Here is a 24,097-nt window from a genome sequence, read left to right as displayed (position 1 = left end):
TTGTTAAAGATTTAGATCTTCTTTTATGAGAGTCAAAATGTTAGACGGGAGTTACCATCTTAACTTACACGTGTCAGTTTGTCAGCGGGAACTACTTGGTATTTTTTTTGACTATTGTAAAGCACAACAATTAATTTAAATTCATTAAAATATATGGCAACCGGTAACATTAATGTATCTGTAGAGAATATCTTTCCTTTAATAAAGAAATTCTTATACAGTGACCACGAGATCTTTCTAAGGGAATTGATCTCCAACGCAACAGATGCGACCCTTAAGATGAAGCACCTCACCACTATAGGCGAGACAGATGTGGCTTATGGAGATCCAAAGATTGAGGTAAAGATCGACAAGGAAAATAAAACACTCCACGTTATAGACCAGGGAATTGGGATGACAAAAGAGGAAGTGGAGAAATATATTAACGAGGTAGCTTTCTCTGGTGCCGAGGAATTCCTTGAGAAATATAAAGACTCTGCCAAAGACAGTGGCATTATTGGACATTTTGGTCTGGGATTCTACTCTGCTTTCATGGTGGCCAATAAAGTTGAGATCATCACCAAATCTTACAAGGATGAACCGGCAGCTCACTGGGTATGTGAGGGAACCACTCAATTCACCCTTGAAGAAGCAGATAAGAAAGAAAGAGGTACAGAGATTATTCTTCATATCAATGAAGATGACAAAGAATTCCTGGAGGAAAACAGGATAAGGGAGTTACTTGTAAAATATAACAAGTTTATGCCTATCCCAATAAAATTTGGTACAAAGGAAGAGGAGCTGGAACTACCAGAGGACGCCCCTGAAGATGCAAAGCCTGAGACAAAAACGGTTGATAATATTATTAACAACCCAAACCCGGCCTGGACAAAACAACCTACTGAATTAGAGGATAAAGATTACAAGGACTTCTACCGTGAACTTTATCCAATGCAGTTTGAAGATCCCTTGTTCCACATACACCTTAATGTTGATTATCCTTTTAACCTTACCGGGATATTATATTTCCCTAAGATGAGCCAGGATATGAATATCCAGAGGGACAAGATACAGTTGTACCAGAACCAGGTATTTGTAACAGATAATGTAGAAGGGATAGTACCCGAATTCCTTACAATGCTGCGAGGCGTTATTGATTCCCCGGACATTCCACTTAACGTTTCCAGGTCATACCTGCAGGCAGATGGCGCGGTTAAGAAGATATCCAGCTACATCACAAGAAAAGTGGCTGATAAGCTGAAGTCTCTTTTCAATAATAATCGTGAGGATTTTGAGAAGAAATGGAATGATATAAAGATCGTCATTGAATATGGAATGCTTAGCGAAGAGAAATTCTTTGAAAAGGCCGATAAATTTGCCCTCTACCCTACTGTAGATGATAAATACTTCACCTATGATGAGTTACAGGAAAAGATAAAGGAGAACCAGACAGATAAGGATGGTAACCTGGTGATCCTGTATGCTTCCAACCAGGACCAGCAGCATAGCTATATAGAATCTGCAAAGGAGAAAGGCTACGAGGTATTATTACTCGATTCTCCTATAGTTTCCCACCTGCTTCAAAAACTGGAAACTTCCAAAGAAAATATCTCCTTTGTGAGAGTTGATAGTGATCACGTTGATAATCTCATCAAAAAAGATGAAGACAAGATCTCCAAACTTAGTGATGAAGAAAAGGAAAAACTAAAAGCCGATTTCGCTAAGGTGGTGCCAGAAAAGTATACTGTGCAACTGGAAGCAATGGACAGTAACGCTGCGCCATTAATAATCACTCAACCAGAGTTTATGCGCCGTATGAAGGAAATGCAGCAAACCGGTGGTGGAGGTATGTTTGGAATGGGTAATATGCCAGAGATGTACAACCTGGTGGTGAATACCAACCACCAATTAATATCTGAAATCCTTAATACCAAAACAGAAAAGAAACAGAAACGCCTTATCAAGCAGTCCCTTGATCTTGCGCGCCTCTCACAAAACCTGCTGAAAGGTGAAGAGCTTACAGCTTTCATCAAACGTAGCTTCGAAATGGTTAAATAGAAATTATTTTATTAAACATAGAAACCGCTTTTCCCTTTCCGGAAGAGCGGTTTTTTTATTCCCGATCTCCGTTTCGCCCATAATTAAAGACCAATAAAAAGAATACCTTTATTCCCAAACACTCAACTATGAAGTACTTCTTAATGTTCCTTTGCCTATTATTGATATCCTGCAACCAGAGCTCAAAAGAAAATCCCGGAACTTCGAACCTCAATTCGTATGAACTTTCCTTGACAGAGGCTAAGGCTTTTGTTCATTCCATTGAGGAGGCACATAATAAAGAGGACTGGGATAAGGAAGAGATAGTTTCATTCGACATCCAATTACTTATGGGCGGTGAAGAAAGATTGAAAGCACGTATTTATACCTTTACCAACTCCTCAAAAATAAGGGTAGATAAAAAGGACGGCAGCAGCCTTATATTTGATGGTAAACGTGTTTTTCAATCTCCCGCTGCTGCACCGGTAAACGGCGCCCGGTTTGATATGTTTACCTGGCAGTATTTCTTTGCTTTTCCATTTAAACTAAGTGATAAGGGCACTAACTGGGAACTTAAGGAGAAGGAAACTATGAAGGATATTAGCTTTCCAAAAGCGAAGTTAACCTTTGATGCAACCACAGGTGATGCTCCAGATGACTGGTATATTTTGTACAAGGAACCAAAAAGCAATTTGCTATATGCCGCCGCTTACATTGTTACCTTAAATACAAAAAAAGAAATTGCAGAAGAGGAACCTCATGCAATAGTATACCACGATTACGAACTCTTTAAGAATATCCCAATTGCGACCCGCTGGACCTTTCATCACTGGAATGATACGGAGGGAATTGGAGAACAAATTGGAGAAGCCAAAATAGAAAACATTGAATTTCCCACGCTTAAAAGGAACTTTTTTGAGGCGCCCGATGATTCCCGTGAAATCGAGTTGAATTAAAGGGGTGAAGGCACAACCTCAGAAGAAATATTCCTGTAAATGACCTGATAGAATACCGTTGTGTCATAAGGTTTTACAATAATGTCATTCATTCCCGCCTCAAGTATTTCTTCCCTTATTTCTTCGATCTCCACTGCAGTTAATGCCACAACAGGTACCAGGGCATTGAATTTTCTTATTTGCCTCGTGGCTTCCAGACCGGAAATTCCGGGCATATTAACATCCATAAGAATAAGATCATAATGCCGGGCCCTTACCTTCTCCACAGCAAGCGCGCCATTATCGCTAATATCACAGGTAAATCCCTGTTGTTCCAGGATGCGCTGGGTAACGACCTGATTTATCCTGTTATCATCTACGATAAGGATGGTCTTACCTATGGCACCGTCCTTACCTGCATCTATTTGGTTTGCAATATCATTTGAAGAAATAGCGGGAGCAACCGCCTTATCATCCTTTGGAAAGTTAATAGTGAAACTAAAAGTGGACCCCTTACCTTCTTCACTCTCCAGGTGGATCTCTGAATCAAAAAGCAAAAGTAGTTTCTTTACAATGGGCAGTCCCAATCCAGTGCCCTGGTAATTATAGTTGGCAGATTTTAGTTGTGAAAATTCCTCAAAGATAACCTCATGTTTACTTTCAGGAATACCAAGACCGTCATCTTTCACCCGGAATAAAATACCCGCACCTGTTTCAGTTTCCTCAATAAGATGAGCACCAATATGGATGTTTCCCCGTTCGGTAAATTTCATGGCGTTCCCAACCAGGTTCATCAATACCTGCGATAATCGCACAGGATCTCCCTTTAGGTTATTCGGGATATTATCATCAATATCCAACTGAATGGAATTTTGATTCTGCAATCTTGTAAATTCGAAAGACTTGACAATGCTGCGCATAAGATCACCAACATTGAGCGGTACGGTTTCAAGCTTTACCAAATTTGACTCCATCTTGTTCATTTGAAGCACATCGTTGATAAGGGCCAGAAGATAGTCTGCAGAGAATTTCAGGGATTTTAGATCCTCCTCGTGTTTTGAGAGGGATTTATCTTCAAGAAGTATAGATGTCAATCCAATAACCCCATATAAAGGAGTACGCAGTTCATGGCTAATGGTAGAGAAGAATTTGGTCTTTAAAATCGACAATCTCTCTGCCTCTTCCTTCGCCCTTACAAGTTCCTTGTTCTTAACACTAAGTTCAGATATTAGCTTCCTTCTCGACACCGTAATCTTGAAAAGCGCCAGGAGGATTATTATTAATATGATCGAGGAAATGATCATGATCAACATAGTTTCCCTGGATCGTTCTATTATCTCATCCTTTAATACCTGCTCGTTGCGGGCGATCTCGAGGTTCTTTTGATACTCGGCCACGTCAAATTTTATATTGGCCGCCTCAATTTCCTGCATCCTCTCCTGCCTGAAAATCTGTGATTTATAATCATTATATCTTTCAAGGGCCAAAAAGGCATCCTTGAATTTTCCACTTCTATAGAGGAAATCGGCATAATTCTCATACACATATGAAGCTTGCAGGATTAGAGAGTCCTGCTCAACCATTTGCACAGCTTTCTCGAAATAAACCGCTGCGCTGTCAAGATTATTAACCCCCAGGTAATACCGGCCTGTTAAATTGCTTAGCTGGGATTCAATAAAAGGGTCTTTTCTATTACCATATAACTGCCAGGATTTTTCCAAATATGGCCAGGCTCTTTTATATTGCTTATTATCAATATAGGTCCAGGCAATGTTGACAGTTGGATTAAGAATTTGCTCCTCATTCTTCAACTTCGCAGCCAGGTTAATAACAAGGTTGTAATAATCAATTCCTATCTGGGTAGTATTCTTATCTTCAGAATATATATTGCCAAGGTTATTGTAGGCTCCTAAAAGAAGAGTGTCATTACTTGTTTTTTCAGCAGCAATGAGGGCATCTTCATAATGTTTTTTGGCCCTCAATGTATCATTAAGATCATAATAACTGGAGCCAAGGATGTTATGGCCAACGTAATGATAATAGTTATTTTTCCTTTTTTTGGATTCCTCAACAAGATCCATAGCTATTTCAATGGCATCCTTATATTGGTATTTACCCAGGCTGGTTCCCGACATACTGGAAAGAGAATCCAGAAAAACATCCTTATAAGTCTCCTGCTGCGCAAAGATTTGCGCAGGAACAGTAAGAATGAACAACAGGAATAGGTAGTTCTGTTTCAATCAGCGTTGGGGTTTTATGACCACAAGTAGGGATGGCAATTTACTCTATTTAAGTAAATTACACAAAATTTTGTTAAAATTTTCTGAAAAATAATTACATGCCAAAATTAGCTTATTGTTGTCTCAAGAAAAAACCGCCTGCACAGTAAAAAATAGATTAAATGAAAGAAACACATTTCAGAAAAATTAAATTAAGGGATGCAGATATCATTTACCTTCAGGACTTTTTATCTGGACTGGAAGCCAACGCTTATTTTACCCAGTTAATGGAAGAACTAAAATGGGAACAGCATTATATCAAGCTCTTCGGAAAGACTCACGCACAACCCAGACTCACTGCTTTATACGCTGAAAATGACAGTTCCTATACCTATTCAGGGTTAACTCTTCAACCCCATAAATTTCACCCGTTGCTCAAAAACTTAACAGAAAAGCTTAAAGAGATTACCCCTTCACCTTTCACCCACTGCCTGGCAAATCTATACAGGGATGGGAATGACAGTATGGGTTTGCACAGCGATGATGAAAAGGAACTGGGGCAAAATCCCGTTATAGCTTCCATAAGCCTTGGAGCGACAAGGAAATTCAGGTTAAAACACAAAGAGTTTAAAGATCAAAAACAAGATCTACTCCTTGAGCATGGCAGCCTGTTATTAATGCAGGGAACAACCCAACATTACTGGAAACATGAACTACCCCGCACCAAAAAAGAGGTAGGGCCCAGGATCAACCTTACCTTCAGAAATATTATTAAGTAAGTTTTAAAATTGGGAGTTTTCACAGTGGAAAAGACTGAAAATAAAACAGGCTGCCCGTGGGCAGCCTGTTTATTACTAATTCGAAACTTTATTATTTATAGATCTCATTCAAAACTTTTGCAAGGCGAACCCCACCCTTTTGAAGTTGCTCCCTTACAACAGGAAACCAATCATACATGTACCTGTACCCAAGTTTTTCACCAACCTCAGCCGATGCATATATTTCTAAAGCCAATGCTTTGGATTCATACATCCAGTCTTCAAAATTTCCCTGCGCCAGTTCTTTTCGTTTTTTAGGAGATAAATAAGCCTGATTGTCGGCCAGCTCCGTATAGCTCATTTGGTAGGAATTGATCATATCACTGTCCCATACCCGGTGAAGATTGGACCCTTCATTGAACCAGCGTACCTGTATATCATTACCGCCTTTATCCTCTCCCCTGCCTGCGTGAAGCGGCTGGTGAAGGTCTCCTACGAAATGAACCAGCATTTTAAGATAAAATTCCCGGTCTTCCCTGCTGGTGTTGTTGTCTTTAAGCATCTCTACACACTTTCTCATAGCCATAAGAAGATCTCCTCCCGCCGCCGCCGTCTCTTCATTGTATCGGGTTTCTCCTTGTGGCAGATTCACATAATGCCAGGGGCCAAATTCCCTGAAGCGGGGGTCGCTTTTTATTTCATCGGCGTAAGTAGAGACCATCGCAAGGCTTTTACCCTGCAGGATCTTGAATATCTCCTTCTTTGCCTTTGGACTTAAAAGATCCTCAGCAATTTGACCTGTTGCCCTGTGACCATTTTGGCCCCAGTCAAAATCATTTGCGAAGGAAGTCACATTAAAAGCGATCAGAAAAAAACTTAAAGCTAAAATTTTCATGTCTGGAATTTTTGCAAATATAAGAAGCTTTGACAATGTTAGGGGACAGAATTTTAAAGTTGTGTATCATGCATGTCCGGGAAAAAAGTCCAGGTGCCTTTCGCTCCATGAATCTGGAATTTATACTTTTAATAAGGTCGCCTGGATTAAAGACATTTAACCTCTACTTAATTCACTGAATACATTAAAATAATTTCACACTAAGAACCACCATCTGGAAGGGTTCGTCGGGTATTCTCACAATGCTTAGAAAAGCTTTCAGGATATTTTATAAATAATTACCGAACACCAATGAGTTGTGGATTAAATTTAATATACTATCTTTATGATATCATTTTAATATATTTAAAAATATCTCTCTCATGGTTTCCAACGAAAAAATTATTACCAGTCCCGCAAATGGTTATGTCATGTTATTTATAATTGCCCTTCTTTTCCTGGGAAGCATAGCCGGTTTTTTCCTGATCAAATCCCCCTGGCTGCTATTACTTTTCCTTTTTTCAATCTTCCTTGCAGCCGGTCTTATCCTGGTAAACCCCAATGAATCCCGAGTGCTTTTGCTATTTGGGGAGTACATTGGAACTGTAAAGAAAAACGGGCTCTTTTGGGTAAACCCATTTTACACTAAAAAGAAAATCTCCTTACGGGCCCGTAACTTTGACAGTGAGCGCCTCAAGGTGAATGATAAAATGGGTAATCCCATTATGATAAGCACCATTTTGGTATGGCGGGTACAGGATACTTACAGGGCCTCATTTGATGTAAATAATTATGAGAATTTTGTCATTGTCCAAACCGATGCGGCGGTAAGAAAGCTTGCAAGTCTATATCCATATGATAATTTTGCAGATGAAGGCCTGGATGAGGATATTACCTTAAGATCCAGTGTAAATGAAGTAAGTGAAGCCCTTGAAATGGAAATCACAGAGAGGCTGCATATTGCGGGCATAGAAGTTCTGGAAGCCAGAATAGGTTATTTGGCCTATGCAAATGAAATTGCCAGCGCAATGCTTAAGCGGCAACAGGCAACTGCTATAGTTGCTGCAAGACATAAGATCGTGGAGGGTGCGGTAAGTATGGTTGAAATGGCCCTGGAGGAACTGGGCCGTAAAGAGATCGTCATCCTGGATGATGAGCGCCGTGCGGCAATGGTAAGTAATCTTATGGTAGTGCTTTGCAGCGATAAAGATGCAACCCCCATAGTGAATGCAGGTACTTTGAACCATTAGAATGAGAGTTTTCGAGGAAAGACAGCAGTTTAATCAATGGTGGCTTTATGCGATCCTGGGAGCGGTGTTGGTAATTATCTTACTTGCCATCTATAAGAATACAGATGGGTTTATGGATTTTAACAATCCGCTTCTTATTCTCGGCCTTCTGGCGGCAACCCTGCCAATAGCACTCGTATTATGGATGCAATTGAAAACCCGAATAGACAGGGAGGGAATTAAAGTTGTATACCTCCCCTTTGGTTCTTCCAAAAAATTTTTCCCCTGGGAAGAAATCGAAGAATGTTATGTAAGAAAATATAACCCTCTCCTAGAATATGGCGGCTGGGGAATGAGAGGTATAGGTAATAAAAAAGCCTACAATGCCTCTGGTAACCTTGGCATCCAAATTGTTACCAGGGACAAAAAAAACTTTTTAATTGGCACACAGCAACCCGGCGAGGCCCGTGCAGTAATTAAGAATTATATACATAAGATAAACACACAATCTAATAAATACTAATATGAGAGTTTTCGCGCTGCTTATTTTCTTTTCTCTATTCCACCCGCTTATCGCACAGGAGAGCACTTCAAGTGAAGAAAACGGGAGTATGGACTCCTTTAACGAGATAAATTTAAGTATAGATCAATATACAGATGGTACCTTAACACTTCCACCCGATACTTTAAATGTCCCTTTAGTCATCTTTATCCAGGGGTCTGGACCCACAAATCGTGACGGGAACCAGCCTATGATGAAGAATGACGGCGTAATGAAGATATCCCGGGAGCTGGCGCAGGAAGGTATTGCATCTTTCAGGTTTGACAAAAGGATCTTTAAGATGGAGAAACTAAGAATACGGGAGCAGGATCTTAGGTTTGAACATTTTGCTGAAGATGTAAGAAATATCATTAAATATTTTCGGGAACAGGAAAATTTCAGCAAGATCATCCTTGCGGGTCATAGTGAAGGCTCTTTAATAGGTATTCTGGCTGCCGGGGAAACACAGGTGGATGGATTCATCTCCCTTGCAGGTGCAGGGAAACCTATTGATGAGATCATAGTAGCGCAAATCGCCAAGCAATCGGCATCTTTATCAGAAAACGCACAGCAAGCCTTTGATGAAATAAAATCGCAAGGCAGCACCACGAATTACAGTCCATATTTGGAAAGCATCTTCAGGCCCTCTGTACAGCCTTATATGGCTTCGTGGATGAAGTACGACCCTGCAGTGGAATTGGCTAAGCTTGATATTCCTGTACTTATTGTAAATGGGAGTTTTGACCTGCAGGTAGATGTGGAAGACGCCAAAATCCTGAAGGAAGCCAAACCCGCTGCCCAGCTGGTGATCCTGGATCAAATGAACCACATCTTCAGAAAAATTGAAGGAGAAAGCCTGGAAAACACCAAGGCTTACAATGAACCCGCACGCCCCCTCCACCCGGAACTCCTTCCCGCTATTGTAGGTTTCATACAGGCGATAGAGTAGATCAAAATTGAAAAGATGAGTAAAAAGAAAGCCTTTGCATTACGACTGAATGAAGAGCTGCTTAAAGCTATGGAAAAATGGGCTTCAGATGAATTTAGAAGCACCAATGGACAGATAGAATACGTACTTTCAAGGGCCCTAAAAGAAGCAAAGAGACATCCTCACTCTAAAAAAGAAAAGGAATAATGGATTATAAGATAGTATTTTCAGACATTGACGGCACTTTACTTAACAAGGACAGGGAACTCTCCCCTGCGACAATAGATGCGGTAAAAAGCCTGAGCAACAAAATCCCCTTTATATTAATCTCTGCCCGCATGCCTGCAGCAATGAGGCATTTACAGGAAGAACTGGAAATAGGGCATCTGCCAATTATCGCTTACAACGGGGGGCTTATTATTGTTGATGGCAAGACCACACTTTCTACCGAGATCCCGCTGGAAGTAGTTGAGGAACTTTCCCGCATGAATGAATTCAAATGCCACTTAAGTCTTTACCACCGTGATGAATGGTATGTACCTCAAAGTGATAAATGGGCATTAAGAGAGATCAATAATACGAAGGTCATTCCTGTGGTAAGATCCAATGATCAGGTGATAAAGAAATGGGACCGCGAGGAAAAAGGGGCACATAAAATAATGGCCATGGGTGAAATTGAACAAATAGATACAATCAGGGATTATCTGGAAGAAAAATATCCCGGGCAGCTGCATTTGTACCGCTCAAAGGACACCTATCTTGAAATTGCCCCAAGTTCAATTTCAAAATTTACGGCAATAGAAATGCTGCTAAAGGAACACTTCCACCTTTCCCCGAAAGAAGCTGTCGCTATTGGTGATAATTACAATGATATAGAAATGCTTCGCAAGGTGGGTTATGGAGTAGCAGTGGGAAATGCCCGGCAGGAGGCAATGGATGCGGCCAATATAGTTTGCGGTAAAAGTATAGAGGATGGGGTAGCTAAACTACTGGTTAAAATTTTTAAATGATCCCTTAATAGAAGGAGGATTATGTTAAAAAAAGTTTAAGAAAAATTGTATTTTGGCGTCCAAAGAAAAATCACCCCATGGAAGAAACCCCTATATTTACCAATGATGCTATTGTATTAGGTGTACTAATGATTGCGTTGGGATTTGTATTTTATACCTCCTCCCAAAAAGAAGGATTCTGGAAAAAGTTTTACTCGGTAGTTCCGGCACTGCTTATGTGCTACCTCATCCCGGCCATCTTCAATTCGCTGGGGATTATAGAAGATTCTACCTCACAGCTTTATTTTATTGCCAGCAGATATTTATTACCGGCATCCCTTGTTTTAATGACACTTAGCATAGATCTCAAGGCTATTTTTAATTTGGGTCCAAAAGCCCTTATTATGTTCTTTACAGGTACAGCAGGGATCATAATTGGAGGCCCCCTGGCCATTCTTCTTATCTCCACATTTTCTCCTGAAACTGTTGGCGGCGTAGGGCCCGATGCGGTTTGGAGAGGTTTATCTACCCTGGCAGGAAGCTGGATAGGTGGCGGTGCAAACCAGGCCGCTATGCTGGAGATCTATGAATACAACCCCGATCTTTACGGGGGAATGGTATTGGTAGATATCGTAGTAGCCAATTTATGGATGGCCATTATCCTCTTTGGAATAGGCCGAAATGAAAAAATAGACAGCTGGTTAAAAGCAGATGATTCAGCTATTACCGATCTAAAAAATAAGGTTGCAAATTACGCAGCTAGCGTTACCCGCAACCCTTCCCTTGCAGATCTTATGATCATGCTGGCCATTGCTTTTGGGGCAGTGGGCGTTGCACACTGGGGTGCAGACTGGATCTCGGCCGTACTGGTGGAGAATTTTGAAGTCTTCAATGATAAGAAGAGTGCCCTGGCATCTTTCGCCTCCTCTTTTTTCTGGATGATCTCTATTGCCACAATGATTGGAATAGTCCTCTCCTTTACAAAATTTAAAACCTACGAAGGTGCAGGGGCCAGTAAGATAGGTAGTGTATTCATCTATATCCTTGTGGCCACGATAGGGATGAAAATGGACCTTACAATGGTATTCGATAACCCCGGCCTAATTGGTATTGGGCTTGTTTGGATGGGGATACATGCAGGTTTATTGATCCTGGTGGCAAAGTTGATCAAAGCTCCTTATTTCTTCCTGGCGGTGGGAAGCCAGGCAAATGTGGGAGGAGCAGCCAGTGCCCCTGTTGTAGCGGCAGCCTTTCATCCCTCCCTGGCCACTGTAGGAGTTCTCCTGGCAGTATTTGGTTATGTAGTGGGCACCTATGGTGCAATCCTCACAACAATTTTAATGCAATTGGCTGCCGGGAGTTAGTAAAAAATCAAAAAATATCTCATATTTGCCAGCCAAAATTTAACTGAATCCATGAAGAAAATTTGCTTGTTATTTGTTCTTATCCTTACAGCAGCAGCCTGCTCTAAAAAGGAAAGCAACCTTATTGTTAAGGGTAATATAGAAGGTCTTAAAAAGGGTGTTCTATACCTTCAAAAGATTGAGGACACCCTGCTGGTAAATGTGGATTCTGTAGTCATTCGAGGTGATGCAAATTTCATTCTTGAAGACTACATAAGCAGTCCGCAAATGATGTACCTATACCTGGATAAGGTAGATAACCTGGATTATGAAGAGAGGATAGAATTCTTTGCTGAAGAAGGAGAAATTACCGTCATTACCTCACTTAAAAATTTTGAAACCGATGCCAAGGTTATTGGTTCAGCAAATCAGGAAAAACTGGATGAATATAAAAAAATGATGAGAAGGTTCAATGACAGGAACCTGGAACTTATTCAGCAGAATTTTGAGGCGCAACGCGATGAGAATGAAGATCTCCTTATGGCGACAAATCAGGAATACGACAGGTTGTTAAAACGAAAATATCTTTACACGGTGAATTTTGCCATAAACAATAAAGATCTTGAACTGGCACCATATCTGGCCCTTTCTGAAGTGTTTGATGCTAACATTAAATATCTTGATACCATATTTAATTCTATGACTCCTGAAGTTAAGAAATCCAGGTATGGAAAAGAATTAAAAGACTTCCTTAAGGAAAGAAGAAAGCTTGAAAAAGAAGAAGCAAATATTGAGGAACAATAGAGAGTTCCTGAACAGGATATAAAAGACCGGAAGCTTTAAAACTTCCGGTTTTTTTTTGCTATCTAATCATGCTATTTATTGATCTCCAAAGGTTTAATAATTCCTTATGTCCTATTTCCTGCAGGTTTTCTTATTTTTATTCAGGAATAACACTTTGCTTACTCCCATGTAACAGAAGCCTGAGCATAATCCAGCAGAAATCAAAAAAATGCATAGACTTGACAAAATACCGTTATTATGTCTGTTTCTTCTTTTATTTCTGCCGGCCAAAGCCTGGCAGCAACCCAATGAGAAACACAGTATTTATGTAAGCAGCATAAGCTGGCATACTGGTATTATAGTTCCCGCTGCCACATTTCCTGAAAGCATATGGCCTCCGGAAATTAATTATAAAAACGCTGCGTGGCTCGAAATAGGATGGGGAGATATGGATTTTTTCTCTGCTAAAGGTTTCAACCCCTGGCATGCCATAAAAGCAGCATTTTGGCCTACCTCCTCTGCAATGCAAATAAAACCTATTTATGGTCCCGTTGAAACCGCCTACTCCAATACCAACCTGGCAAAACTCAAGATTGATAAAGAGCAGCTTGATAAGCTGAGGAACTATTTATTAAGGGAATTGAAACTCAATGAAGATGCGAAACTTATTCCTGTGACAGCCGGCCCCTCAAACAGCTATTTCTTTAAAGGAAGCTCTTCCTATTATTTTCCAAAGAACTCAAATGTATGGGTTGCAAAGGCGCTAAAAGAGACCGGCTTTTCCCTAACTCCCATTTGGTATCAAACAACAGGCAAAGTTGTGAGAAAGGCAGGGGAATTTGGGGAGTTGGTGATGGAAAAGGACTGATCCTGCAATCCTGAAATATTTGGAACTAGAACCAGGAGCCAGGAAACAAGAAGCAAGAATCAAGAAACAAGAATCAAGAGAAGAGAGAAAAGAGAAATCAAAATCTCTGGATTACCAAACTAGAATGCAGGATAAAAGAATAAAAAATTATTCGTGCATTCGTGGCTCTAAAAGGAAACAAGAATCGAGAAACAAGAGAAGAGAGAAGAGAGAAGAGAGAAGAGATATGTATGTAAAAGATTAAATCCCTGGTTTATCAAACTAACCTGCGGGATAATAAAATAAAAATATTCGTGCATTCGTGGCAAAAAAAAAGCAGGAATCAAGAAACAAGATAAAAGAAAAAAGAGAAGAGAGGAAAATCAAAATCCCTGGAATACAAACTAGCCTGCGGGATAAAAGAATAAAAAAATATTCGTGCATTCGTGGCAGAAAAACACCACGTAACAAGAACTAAGAGGTAACGCAAAAGAATAAAGAAAAAGAAAAAATGGTATGAAAGTAATGCCTTCGCCTCTCCTCAAATCTTGAAAGATTTACTTAAATCCATTAATCCATCTTAATAAAAAAAGCCTCTCCAAATTGGAAAGGCTTTATGAAGAGCCGATGGAGGGACTCGAACCCACGACCTGCTGATTACAAATCAGCTGCTCTAGCCAGCTGAGCTACATCGGCATCGAATATTCTATAATTCGTTTATTTTTCCTACTAAGGTTTGCGCTTTAGTTTCCAGCTCTTTTTCAATCGCTCTAAAGTGTTGTTTTTTATTCTCAACCTTTCTCTGGTTGATCTTTGCCATTAACTCATCAAATCCCTTGATCGCCTCATCAACGATTTCCTCGGTTTTCTTTTGATCCTGGTTTGGGTTTGCCAATTGATGAACGTAAGCCGCCTCAATAATATCTCCCATCACATAATTCACGTCCCTCTTCAACAATCTTTTACTTGCCATTCCATTAATTTTAGGCTGCGAATTTAATCTATTTTTTAATATAAAAAACAAGTTCTATATATTTTTTTTCCGCCTGTCAATCTACACTCATTCTATAAATAAAAACCGCCTTTATAAACTCTTAAGCTTCTCGAGGGCCTTCTCTGTATGATGTGCTGCTTTAAGATTATTGTACCTCATTTGCAACTTCCCTTCCTTATCGAACAGGAAGGTTTCTCTCCCGAGCACCAGCCCAAGCAGGGATGATTGAACACCAAATGCCTTCCGGGCTTTTTTATCTGGATCTGAAAGAAAAACAAAGGGTAATTTAAATTTTTCTACAAAACGGGCGTGTGAAGCTTCAGTATCAGAACTTATCCCAATCACCTCTGCTCCCAAATCCTTAAATTCTTCATATTTATCACGAAATTCACAGGCTTGCATTGTACAACCCGGGGTGAAATTACGCGGATAAAAATAAATAACCACAGCCTTATCGCCTTTGTAGCTATCCAGGTAAAATTCCTTCCCGTCTTTATCCTTTAATGATATATGTGGCAGGTAATCTCCTTTTTTCATATGCTTCATATTTTGGGAGAAAATCTGTCTCCTGCGATTATTAGTAAAAAAATATTCCCTGTATTTCAATCTCCGCGAAGTGTTACCTTCAATTTCCCGTATAGGTCACATAATTACGGGCAGTCTCATAGAGCGTGACCGCGAGCTCCAGCTCCTCCTGTAAATGTGGCCTCAGCTTATTCCATATTACAACTGCAATATTTTCTGCCGTAGGATTAAGATCGCGAAACTCCTCAACTTCGACATTTAGATTCTTATGATCCAGAGCTGTCTCCACTTCAGCAGCTATAAGATCCTTTAGATATTTCATATCCACAACAAAGCCGGTCTCGGGATCTATCTCCCCCGTTACTGCAACTACCAGGTCGTAGTTATGGCCGTGATAATTTGGATTGCTGCATTTGCCAAAAACATTTTCATTTTTGACATCATCCCAGTCCTTTCGGTACAGCCGGTGAGCAGCATTAAAATGTGCTTTCCTGTGAACGGTTACTTTCATTGCTCAATGGTTTGATAATACTTATCAAAAATGATCTTGAACCACTCGGTATAAATATGAGGATTGCGCTTCATATCTTCCTTAACTTCTTCCAGGGGCATCCATTTATATGCAGCTGCCTCTTCCGGGTTCAATTCTGGTTCATCATTAAATTTCCCTACCAGGATGTGATCAAATTCATGTTCGGTAAGGCCATTATCAAAAGGGGCTTTATATATAAAAGAGATGGTATCCTTAAGCTCTGTACTAAAACCCATTTCTTCCTGCAACCTGCGTTTACCTGCCTCTATATTGCTTTCCCCTTCCCTTTGGTGGCTGCAACAGGTGTTTGTCCATAAACCGGGGGAATGATATTTGGAAAGCGCCCTTTGCTGCAACATGAGTTCATTCCTGTCATTAAAGACAAAGACTGAGAATGCCCTGTGCAGCAAACCTTTTTCGTGAGCTTCCATTTTAGGCATCAAGCCAATTTGCTCATCACTTTCATTCACCAATATTACTTTTTCTTCTGTCATAGCTTATAATGATCCTCAAAAATACAAAATCACATAGAGACTTTTACCCGGCTGTGATAGAAAGATTTCACTGGCAGTATAGTGCAAAGCAATGGCCGTGGTAAGATTGAAAAGATCAATTTCAGAAAAACAATTGATGGACAGGAGAATAGAAGAGAATTCAGATCTCAACATGTTAAAAACAAGCTCTTTTTTATCTCCTTACCGAACTCTTTTTTCTACTTCAATTATTTTATCTTTGCAGCCTTAAATGAGCATATGAAGTTTCACGACGAGATCAAGCGCAGAAGAACATTTGGAATTATTTCTCACCCAGATGCGGGTAAAACCACACTTACAGAAAAACTACTACTCTTTGGTGGTGCCATCCAGGAGGCAGGGGCTGTAAAATCCAATAAGATCAAGAAAGGAGCAACCAGTGACTTTATGGAAATAGAGCGGCAGCGTGGAATATCTGTTGCTACTTCTGTACTGGCGTTTGAATATGATGGTACCAAGATCAATATTCTGGATACCCCGGGGCACAAGGATTTTGCTGAAGATACTTTTAGAACGCTTACCGCGGTGGATAGCGTTATAGTGGTGATTGATGTTGCCAAAGGTGTGGAAGAGCAAACCGAAAAACTTGTAGAAGTTTGCCGGATGCGGAATATTCCCATGATCGTTTTCATCAACAAGATGGACCGGGAAGGAAAAGATGCATTTGAACTGCTTGACGAGATCGAACAAAAACTAAATCTCACCGTTACCCCCTTGAGCTTTCCCATTGGAATGGGATATGACTTTAAGGGAATTTATAACATTTGGGAAAAGAATGTAAACCTTTTCACCGGCGATCCAAGAAAGGATATTGAGGATACAGTAGAAATATCAGACCTTAACTCTGGCGAGTTGGATAAGCTTATTGGGGAAAAGGCGGCCAATACCCTGCGAGATGAACTGGAACTGGCACAGGGCGTATACCCTGAATTTGATAAAGAGGCCTACCTGGAAGGAAATTTACAGCCGGTATTCTTTGGATCTGCCCTTAATAATTTTGGGGTAAGGGAGCTCCTGGATTGCTTTGTAAGTATTGCTCCAACCCCCAGGGCAAAGGACAGCGACAGCAGGACAGTACAACCAGATGAAAAGGACTTCACAGGTTTTGTATTTAAGATCCACGCTAACATGGATCCCAAACACCGTGACAGGCTGGCTTTTATAAAGATCGTGTCAGGGAAATTTGAGCGAAACAAACCTTATCTTCATGTGCGACATGGTAAAAATTTAAAATTCTCGAGTCCCAATGCTTTTTTTGCTGAAAAGAAAGAGATCGTAGATGTTTCTTATCCCGGCGATATTGTGGGATTACACGACACAGGAAATTTTAAGATCGGGGATACTTTAACTGAAGGGGAAGAACTTAACTACAGGGGAATTCCAAGTTTTTCTCCTGAACATTTCCGTTATGTGAATAATGCAGATCCCATGAAATCCAAGCAGCTTGAAAAAGGTCTCGACCAGCTAATGGATGAAGGGGTAGCACAGTTATTCACTCTGGAACTTAACGGAAGAAAAGTAATTGGAACCGTTGGTGCCTTACAGTTTGAAGTGATACAATATAGACTTGAGCACGAATACGGTGCAAAATGCAGCTATGAAAATTTGAATGTGTTCAAAGCAACCTGGGTAGAACCGCAGGATCCAAAAAGTGAGAAGTTCAAGGATTTTAAAAGGGTAAAATCAAAGTTCCTTGCAAAAGACAAGAGAGGTCAACTTGTATTCCTGGCAGACTCACAGTTCTCCCTGCAAATGACCCAACAAAAATACCCTTCAATTAAATTTCACTTTACATCAGAATTTTAATCCTTTGAGGAATCAAAGCTCCTTTTACCCAGGAGGATTTCAAAGAACAGCTTAAAGTCTGAAATCAAACTCCAGAAGGGATATTTAAAGGTCGCCGGCTTGTTCCTTTCAAAGAATGCATGGCCAACCCAGGCAAAACCGTACCCTACCACCGGGATGAGTACCCATCTCCAGCCCCAACCCTGGATTATTGCCAGGAAGAGCAGGATAAAAACAAGGAATGTCCCTATAAAGTGAAGGATCCTGCTGGTCTGGTTTTGATGCTCTTTGAGATAGAATTGATAAAATTCAGAATATGAGGTAATCCGGTTGCTCATAGGGAAAAAATTAAATTGTTTTAAAATTCATATGATTAAATGTTTTTTCCAAAACAATGGCTGTTTTCCACCCCTTCATACTGCCCGTAATTTGGAATAAGCTCATATCCATGTTTTCTGTACAAGGCAATAGCATCCGGCTGCCTTACGCCTGTCTCAAGGATGCACCTGGAATAATGCAGCTCTTTTGCCCACTCCTCCAGTTCATTTAATACCATCCCGGCATAGCCTTTACCTCTGGAACTCCTTTTGGTAAACATTCTTTTGATCTCCATTGTACCGGGGATAAATTCTTTCAAGGCGCCGCAGGAGACCGCTTTTTCATTCTGATAGAGAATCACCACATGCTTGATCAAATCTATTTTATTGAACTGGTCATAAAAAGCATGTTCATCTCCATCTGTAACTGCAAGGTCCCTGTCCAATAAATTTATCAAGAAAGGAAGATCGGGATCCCTGGAATTAGTTCTTTTTATCTCTATCAACTTTTAAAGAGTATTTAAGTCGGTTTCTAATGTCTCCAGCTCTTTTCTTAATTCGGTAACGGGATAGGTTCCTTCGGTCATTTTAGGTTTATTCCAATAAAAGTAGGTGTTGTTTAAAAAGTGAACTATTTGAGTTATAGGCCAGTTTTCAAGCATCCCGTATTGATCTTTTCGATATTCCAGAGTAGAAAGATGGGAGTTTTGAAATCCTATGGTTCTGCGATCATTATCTGTAGGATTAAACCTAAGATCCCCAATTAAAATGTCTATTTCTTCAGGAGTTATGGATACGCTGTCATAGTTCATTTGCCTATGCAGCGCCTCCTTAAATAATCTATTTATCTGAGAAAGATCTGAAGACTTTACGTTGGCTAGGATCACAGAATACCTGGTGCGAGAATTTGTTACCAACCAGCACTTCTTACGATATACATAAAAAACGGTAGCATTCCATTTACCTAGTTTACTTATCTCCGGGAGCTTCTCATTGTAATCTTCTATTAAACTCTTTGTTATTTTCTCTAATTTTTTAGAAGTAAAAATAGTTGTTATCATGCATCCAAATTCATAAATGGAACTTTCTATATAATATATTGAATATATTAAAAAACCCGAAGATATTTCTCCGGGTATATTTTAAGCCTGTCCCGTAGGTCCAAAATTCAAAGGAATTGGCGGCTGTTCATAATCTTTTATTTCCCCATGGGCCTTTTCAAATCGTTGCACATTATCTCCCAGTGCCTTTAAAAGACGTTTCGCATGTTGCGGGGTTAGTATGATCCTGGACTTCACCTTACTTTTAGGTGTTCCCGGCATAATACTCACAAAATCCACTACAAACTCTGAAACTGAGTGGTTAATTATTGCAAGATTGGAATATGTGCCTTCTGCTACTTTTTCATCCAGTTCTATATTGATCTGTCCTTTTTTAGGTTTTTTTTCTTCGCTCATTGGTTAATTTTTAATTCAATTTAAAAATACAAAAAATCCCGGCTTCCTCAGGGAGGATTAGGGATTTAGTGAATTGCATAAAAAAAGGGCCGCAAATTGCGACCCTTTTTTCTATTTATAAGCTGTTAGTTATAATTAACTTCCTGCTTTTTCTCTAGCATTTCATCAAATTCCTCTTTGGAACCAACAATAATGTGGTCATATTCTCTCATACCTGTTCCTGCAGGGATCTTATGTCCTACAATCACATTCTCCTTAAGACCTTCAAGATCATCTATCTTACCGCTTACTGCAGCTTCGTTAAGAACCTTGGTAGTCTCCTGGAAGGATGCTGCCGATATGAATGACTTGGTTTGAAGCGAAGCCCTTGTAATACCCTGTAGGATAGGAGTTGCAGTTGCAGCAACAGCCTCCCTTGCAGTTGCAAGTTCTTTGTCTTCTCTTCTTAAGGATGAATTCTCATCTCTAAGTTGTCTTATAGTCACAATTTGGCCAGGTTTAAGATTGGTAGAATCACCTGCATTCTCAATTACCTTCATTCCAAAGATCTTGTCGTTCTCCTCAATGAAGTCGGATTTATGGATCAACTGGTTTTCAAGGAAAATTGTATCTCCCGGATCTACTATTCTCACCTTACGCATCATCTGGCGAACAACAACTTCAAAGTGCTTGTCGTTGATCTTCACCCCTTGTAGACGATATACTTCCTGTACTTCATTAACCAGGTACTGTTGTACAGCGTTTGGTCCTTTGATAGCAAGAATATCTTCCGGAGTGATGGAACCATCAGATAACGGCATACCTGCACGTACATAATCGTTTTCCTGAACAAGGATCTGGTTAGAAAGTTTTACAAGATACTTCTTAACTTCACCAAGCTTGGATTCAACAATGATCTCACGGTTACCTCTTTTTATTTTTCCGAAGGAAATAACACCGTCTATCTCACTTACAACAGCAGGGTTAGAGGGGTTACGCGCTTCGAATAATTCTGTTACCCTTGGAAGACCACCGGTAATATCCCCGGCTTTAGATGATTTACGTGGTATTTTCACGAGGATCTTACCAACTTTGATCTTTTCATCCTTGTCCACCATAATATGGGCTCCAACAGGCAGGTTGTAAGAACGTATTACCTCGTCCTTCTTTCCAAGTATCGATAATGTTGGGATAAGCTTTTTGTTCTTGGATTCAGAGATCACTTTCTCCTGGAATCCTGTTTGCTCATCTATCTCTACCTGGTAAGTGATACCCTGCTCGATGTTCTCATACTTCACCTTACCGGCAAATTCTGAAATAATTACACCGTTATAAGGATCCCACTGGCAAATCACATCGTCCTTCTTAACTTCATCCCCGTCATTTACAAAGATCTGTGAACCATAAGGAATGTTACTTGTAGTAAGTACCACGCCGGTCTTCTTATCTTTCAATTTAAGTTCAGATGTTCTTGAGATCACGATATCTGTAATTGAACCATCTGGCCCTTCACCTTTTACCACTTTAAGATCCTCAATCTCTGCGATACCATTGAATTTGGCAATAAGTTTATTTTCTTCAGAAATGTTACCTGCAATACCACCCACGTGGAAGGTACGTAGTGTAAGCTGGGTTCCCGGCTCCCCAATTGACTGGGCAGCAACAACACCTACAGCTTCACCTCTTTGTACCATCTTATCGGTCGCAAGGTTTCTTCCGTAACATTTCACACAAATACCCTTCTTGGCTTCACAGGTAAGTGCAGATCGCACTTCAACTGTTTCAATTGGGGCTTCGTTTATTTTTGCAACCGCACTCTCTGTGATCTCCTCACCTGTTCTTACGAGTACCTCTTCAGTTAACGGATTGATCACGTCATTTAAAGAAATACGTCCAAGAATTCTTTCACCAAGAGATTCTACGATCTCGTCATTTTTCTTAAGCGGTGCCACTTCAACTCCTCTTAATGTACCACAGTCCTCATCATTTACAATTACATCCTGGGAAACATCTACCAAACGACGGGTTAAGTACCCGGCATCTGCCGTTTTAAGTGCGGTATCGGCAAGACCTTTACGCGCACCGTGAGTAGAGATAAAGTATTCAAGGATCGATAGACCTTCCTTAAAGTTGGAAAGAATTGGGTTCTCGATAATTTCACCACCACCAGAGTTGGATTTCTTAGGCTTGGCCATCAAACCACGCATCCCGGTTAACTGACGGATCTGTTCTTTAGATCCCCTTGCACCGGAGTCAAGCATCATATACACAGAGTTGAACCCTTGATTGTCCTCACGAATTCTCTTCATAGCAAGCTCGGTAAGACCGGCGTTAGTAGAAGTCCATATATCAATTACCTGGTTGTAACGTTCATTGTTGGTAATAAGACCCATGTTATAGTTTCCTATAATACCTTCAACCTGCTCATTAGCCTCATCGATCATAGACTGCTTCTCTTCCGGGATAATAATATCACCTAAACTGAAGGATAGTCCACCAGTGTAAGCAAATTTATATCCAAGGTCCTTGATATTATCAAGGAAGGCAGCAGTTTCTGCAACGCTTGTAGCTTTTAATACGCGACCAATGATATCACGAAGGGACTTCTTGGTCAATACCTCATTGATAAATCCTGCAGTTTCCGGTACAGATTCGTTAAAGAGAACCCTTCCTACTGTAGTTTCAATGATCTGGTTTACCAGATGTCCATGCTCATTATAATCTTTGGCACGTATCTTAATTACGGCGTTAAGATCTACTTTCTTCTCATTGTAGGCGATAACAACCTCCTCTGATGAATAGAATGTAAGACCCTGACCTTTAATTTTTACATCGTCTGTAGATACTCTTGGCTTGGTCATATAATAAAGACCAAGAACCATATCCTGAGATGGAACCGTAATTGGAGATCCATTTGCAGGGTTAAGAATATTGTGAGAACCTAACATTAATAACTGGGCTTCCAGAATTGCCTCCGGCCCAAGTGGCAGATGAACCGCCATTTGATCCCCATCGAAATCGGCATTGAATGCAGTACACGCAAGTGGGTGTAACTGTATCGCCTTACCTTCAATAAGTTTTGGCTGGAAAGCCTGGATACCAAGTCTGTGAAGAGTTGGGGCCCGGTTAAGCAGTACAGGGTGTCCTTTAAGAACATTTTCTAAGATATCCCAAACTACAGGTTCTTTTTTATCTATAATTTTTTTGGCGGACTTTACAGTCTTTACAATTCCTCTTTCGATCAACTTACGTATTACGAACGGCTTGTAAAGCTCTGCAGCCATATCTTTTGGAAGACCACACTCAAACATTTTAAGTTCCGGTCCTACGACAATTACAGAACGTGCTGAATAATCTACACGCTTACCAAGCAGGTTTTGACGGAAACGCCCTTGCTTTCCTTTTAAGGAATCTGAAAGGGATTTCAACGGCCTGTTGGAATCTGTTTTTACTGCTGAAGATTTTCTCGTGTTATCGAACAATGAGTCTACCGCTTCCTGTAGCATACGCTTCTCGTTACGAAGGATCACTTCCGGAGCTTTGATCTCCATAAGTCTCTTCAAACGGTTGTTACGTATAATTACTCTTCGGTAAAGGTCGTTCAAATCTGAAGTTGCAAAACGTCCACCATCAAGAGGCACAAGAGGCCTAAGTTCAGGAGGAGTAATTGGAATAACTTTCATGATCATCCACTCAGGAAGGTTTTCCCTGTTCTCATTAGCATCACGGAAAGCTTCCACAACCTGAAGTCTCTTAAGAGCCTCAGTTTTACGTTGCTTGGAAGTTTCGTTGTTTGCTTTGTGTCTTAGGTCGTAAGAAAGCTCAGCAAGGTCAATTCTTCTTAAAAGCTCGATAAGACACTCTGCTCCCATCTTTGCAATGAACTTGTTTGGATCATTGTCTTCCAGGTAAAGATTTTCCTGCGGAAGGCTGTCTAAGATATCAAGATACTCTTCCTCTGTAAGGAAATCCATCTTCTTCAGTTGTTCCCCTTCAGCATTCTTTGCAATACCGGGTTGTATAACCACATATCTTTCATAATATATGATCATATCAAGTTTCTTGGATGGCAATCCAAGAAGGTAACCTATTTTATTTGGAAGGGAACGGAAATACCAGATGTGTGCCACAGGAACAACCAGGTTGATATGCCCCACACGGTCACGACGTACTTTCTTTTCTGTTACCTCTACTCCACAACGGTCACAAACAATTCCCTTGTACCGTATTCTCTTATATTTTCCACAGGCACATTCGTAATCCTTTACAGGACCAAAAATTCGCTCACAGAATAATCCGTCACGCTCCGGTTTGTGCGTACGGTAGTTAATAGTTTCAGGCTTTAGGACTTCCCCGCGAGACTCTGCCAAAATGGACTCGGGTGAAGCCAAACCTATAGAGATTTTATTAAATCTCTTTTCTGTTGTATGTTCATTATTTCTAGCCATAATAATCTGTGCTGCTATAATTATTGTGAAAATCCTGCCATTAAAGGGTAAGCGCAAGGCTTACC

General features: G+C 40.4%; 24 protein-coding genes and 1 tRNA gene. 13 read left to right on the top strand and 12 right to left on the bottom strand.

Features of this window, described 5'->3' with window-relative positions; genetic code table 11:
- Positions 1–153 precede the first annotated feature (153 nt).
- Together htpG and FHG64_RS15550 are read left to right on the top strand one after the other, a co-directional pair.
- Complete coding sequence (gene htpG / locus FHG64_RS15555) at positions 154–2,037, top strand: molecular chaperone HtpG (RefSeq protein ID WP_139067261.1); 1,884 nt, start codon at positions 154–156, stop codon at positions 2,035–2,037.
- A gap of 128 nt (positions 2,038–2,165) precedes the next feature.
- Positions 2,166–2,972 (top strand): DUF6503 family protein, encoded by an 807-nt coding sequence (locus tag FHG64_RS15550; protein WP_139067260.1) that lies wholly within the window; start codon positions 2,166–2,168, stop codon positions 2,970–2,972.
- Here FHG64_RS15550 and FHG64_RS15545 read toward each other — a convergent pair.
- Positions 2,969–5,191: a tetratricopeptide repeat-containing hybrid sensor histidine kinase/response regulator gene (locus FHG64_RS15545; RefSeq protein WP_246054149.1), complete on the bottom strand. Its 2,223-nt coding sequence runs from the start codon at positions 5,189–5,191 to the stop codon at positions 2,969–2,971. The two genes, FHG64_RS15550 and FHG64_RS15545, sit on opposite strands and share 4 nt — an antisense overlap.
- Positions 5,192–5,352: 161 nt before the next feature.
- Here FHG64_RS15545 and FHG64_RS15540 point away from each other — a divergent pair, with 161 nt between their 5' ends.
- Positions 5,353–5,949, top strand: coding sequence for an alpha-ketoglutarate-dependent dioxygenase AlkB family protein (locus tag FHG64_RS15540; protein WP_139067259.1), 597 nt, complete (start codon positions 5,353–5,355; stop codon positions 5,947–5,949).
- 91 nt (positions 5,950–6,040) lie between these two features.
- Here the strand turns inward: FHG64_RS15540 and FHG64_RS15535 are convergent, their stop codons facing one another.
- The gene (locus FHG64_RS15535) at positions 6,041–6,823 is read right to left on the bottom strand and encodes a S1/P1 nuclease (RefSeq protein WP_139067258.1); all 783 of its coding nucleotides are present in this window, start codon (positions 6,821–6,823) and stop codon (positions 6,041–6,043) included.
- A gap of 362 nt (positions 6,824–7,185) precedes the next feature.
- On the opposite strand from FHG64_RS15535, the gene FHG64_RS15530 reads away from it, so the two are divergent.
- The 9 genes from FHG64_RS15530 to FHG64_RS15490 all read left to right on the top strand — a co-directional run bounded on the left by FHG64_RS15530 (position 7,186) and on the right by FHG64_RS15490 (position 13,727).
- Positions 7,186–8,052 carry an SPFH domain-containing protein gene (locus FHG64_RS15530; RefSeq protein ID WP_139067257.1) on the top strand — a complete coding sequence of 289 codons (867 nt, stop codon included), beginning with the start codon at positions 7,186–7,188 and terminating at the stop codon, positions 8,050–8,052.
- 1 nt (position 8,053) lies between these two features.
- Positions 8,054–8,554, top strand: a complete 501-nt coding sequence (locus tag FHG64_RS19640; RefSeq protein ID WP_139067256.1) for a PH domain-containing protein — start codon at positions 8,054–8,056, stop codon at positions 8,552–8,554.
- 1 nt (position 8,555) lies between these two features.
- Positions 8,556–9,521: an alpha/beta hydrolase gene (locus FHG64_RS15520; RefSeq protein WP_246054147.1), complete on the top strand. Its 966-nt coding sequence runs from the start codon at positions 8,556–8,558 to the stop codon at positions 9,519–9,521.
- A gap of 15 nt (positions 9,522–9,536) precedes the next feature.
- Positions 9,537–9,707 (top strand): Arc family DNA binding domain-containing protein, encoded by a 171-nt coding sequence (locus FHG64_RS15515; RefSeq protein WP_139067255.1) that lies wholly within the window; start codon positions 9,537–9,539, stop codon positions 9,705–9,707.
- Positions 9,707–10,510 (top strand): HAD family hydrolase, encoded by an 804-nt coding sequence (locus tag FHG64_RS15510; RefSeq protein ID WP_139067254.1) that lies wholly within the window; start codon positions 9,707–9,709, stop codon positions 10,508–10,510. The genes FHG64_RS15515 and FHG64_RS15510 overlap by 1 nt, the downstream gene beginning before the upstream one ends.
- Before the next feature lie 77 nt (positions 10,511–10,587).
- Positions 10,588–11,853 carry a DUF819 family protein gene (locus tag FHG64_RS15505; RefSeq protein ID WP_139067253.1) on the top strand — a complete coding sequence of 422 codons (1,266 nt, stop codon included), beginning with the start codon at positions 10,588–10,590 and terminating at the stop codon, positions 11,851–11,853.
- Positions 11,854–11,904: 51 nt separating this feature from the next.
- A complete protein-coding gene (locus FHG64_RS15500; RefSeq protein ID WP_139067252.1) occupies positions 11,905–12,636 on the top strand; it encodes a DUF4369 domain-containing protein in 732 nt (243 codons plus the stop codon).
- Positions 12,637–12,844: 208 nt separating this feature from the next.
- Positions 12,845–13,483 (top strand): DUF2459 domain-containing protein, encoded by a 639-nt coding sequence (locus FHG64_RS15495; protein WP_139067251.1) that lies wholly within the window; start codon positions 12,845–12,847, stop codon positions 13,481–13,483.
- Between the two features lie 19 nt (positions 13,484–13,502).
- The gene (locus tag FHG64_RS15490; RefSeq protein ID WP_139067250.1) at positions 13,503–13,727 is read left to right on the top strand and encodes a hypothetical protein; all 225 of its coding nucleotides are present in this window, start codon (positions 13,503–13,505) and stop codon (positions 13,725–13,727) included.
- Between the two features lie 357 nt (positions 13,728–14,084).
- Here the strand turns inward: FHG64_RS15490 and FHG64_RS15485 are convergent.
- The 5 genes from FHG64_RS15485 to idi form a co-directional block, all read right to left on the bottom strand.
- Positions 14,085–14,158: transfer RNA gene (locus FHG64_RS15485), tRNA-Thr, on the bottom strand.
- Between the two features lie 10 nt (positions 14,159–14,168).
- Positions 14,169–14,435: a hypothetical protein gene (locus tag FHG64_RS15480; RefSeq protein ID WP_139067249.1), complete on the bottom strand. Its 267-nt coding sequence runs from the start codon at positions 14,433–14,435 to the stop codon at positions 14,169–14,171.
- Positions 14,436–14,546: 111 nt separating this feature from the next.
- The gene (locus FHG64_RS15475) at positions 14,547–14,993 is read right to left on the bottom strand and encodes a peroxiredoxin (protein ID WP_168191375.1); all 447 of its coding nucleotides are present in this window, start codon (positions 14,991–14,993) and stop codon (positions 14,547–14,549) included.
- Positions 14,994–15,081: 88 nt separating this feature from the next.
- Entirely contained in the window at positions 15,082–15,492 is a 411-nt protein-coding gene (locus FHG64_RS15470) for a 6-pyruvoyl trahydropterin synthase family protein (RefSeq protein ID WP_139067247.1), read from the bottom strand.
- Positions 15,489–16,007, bottom strand: coding sequence for an isopentenyl-diphosphate Delta-isomerase (gene idi / locus FHG64_RS15465; protein WP_139067246.1), 519 nt, complete (start codon positions 16,005–16,007; stop codon positions 15,489–15,491). The genes FHG64_RS15470 and idi overlap by 4 nt, the downstream gene beginning before the upstream one ends.
- Positions 16,008–16,265: 258 nt before the next feature.
- Here idi and FHG64_RS15460 point away from each other — a divergent pair, with 258 nt between their 5' ends.
- A complete protein-coding gene (locus FHG64_RS15460) occupies positions 16,266–17,852 on the top strand; it encodes a peptide chain release factor 3 (protein ID WP_139067245.1) in 1,587 nt (528 codons plus the stop codon).
- On the opposite strand, the gene FHG64_RS15455 is transcribed toward FHG64_RS15460, so the two are convergent.
- The 5 genes from FHG64_RS15455 to rpoC all read right to left on the bottom strand — a co-directional run bounded on the left by FHG64_RS15455 (position 17,849) and on the right by rpoC (position 24,032).
- Positions 17,849–18,169: a DUF962 domain-containing protein gene (locus FHG64_RS15455; protein WP_139067244.1), complete on the bottom strand. Its 321-nt coding sequence runs from the start codon at positions 18,167–18,169 to the stop codon at positions 17,849–17,851. The two genes, FHG64_RS15460 and FHG64_RS15455, sit on opposite strands and share 4 nt — an antisense overlap.
- Positions 18,170–18,204: 35 nt before the next feature.
- Positions 18,205–18,654, bottom strand: a complete 450-nt coding sequence (locus FHG64_RS15450) for a GNAT family N-acetyltransferase (RefSeq protein WP_139067243.1) — start codon at positions 18,652–18,654, stop codon at positions 18,205–18,207.
- Between the two features lie 3 nt (positions 18,655–18,657).
- Entirely contained in the window at positions 18,658–19,209 is a 552-nt protein-coding gene (locus FHG64_RS15445; protein ID WP_139067242.1) for a DUF6933 domain-containing protein, read from the bottom strand.
- Between the two features lie 81 nt (positions 19,210–19,290).
- Positions 19,291–19,605 (bottom strand): DUF3467 domain-containing protein, encoded by a 315-nt coding sequence (locus FHG64_RS15440; protein ID WP_139067241.1) that lies wholly within the window; start codon positions 19,603–19,605, stop codon positions 19,291–19,293.
- A gap of 125 nt (positions 19,606–19,730) precedes the next feature.
- Positions 19,731–24,032 (bottom strand): DNA-directed RNA polymerase subunit beta', encoded by a 4,302-nt coding sequence (gene rpoC / locus FHG64_RS15435; protein WP_139067240.1) that lies wholly within the window; start codon positions 24,030–24,032, stop codon positions 19,731–19,733.
- Positions 24,033–24,097: the final 65 nt, after the last annotated feature.

Source organism: Antarcticibacterium flavum (genome assembly GCF_006159205.1).
Lineage (GTDB): Bacteria > Bacteroidota > Bacteroidia > Flavobacteriales > Flavobacteriaceae > Gillisia > Gillisia flava.
The sequence above is the reverse complement of the archived record's forward strand: the minus strand, read 5'-3'. Positions and strand labels throughout refer to the sequence as shown.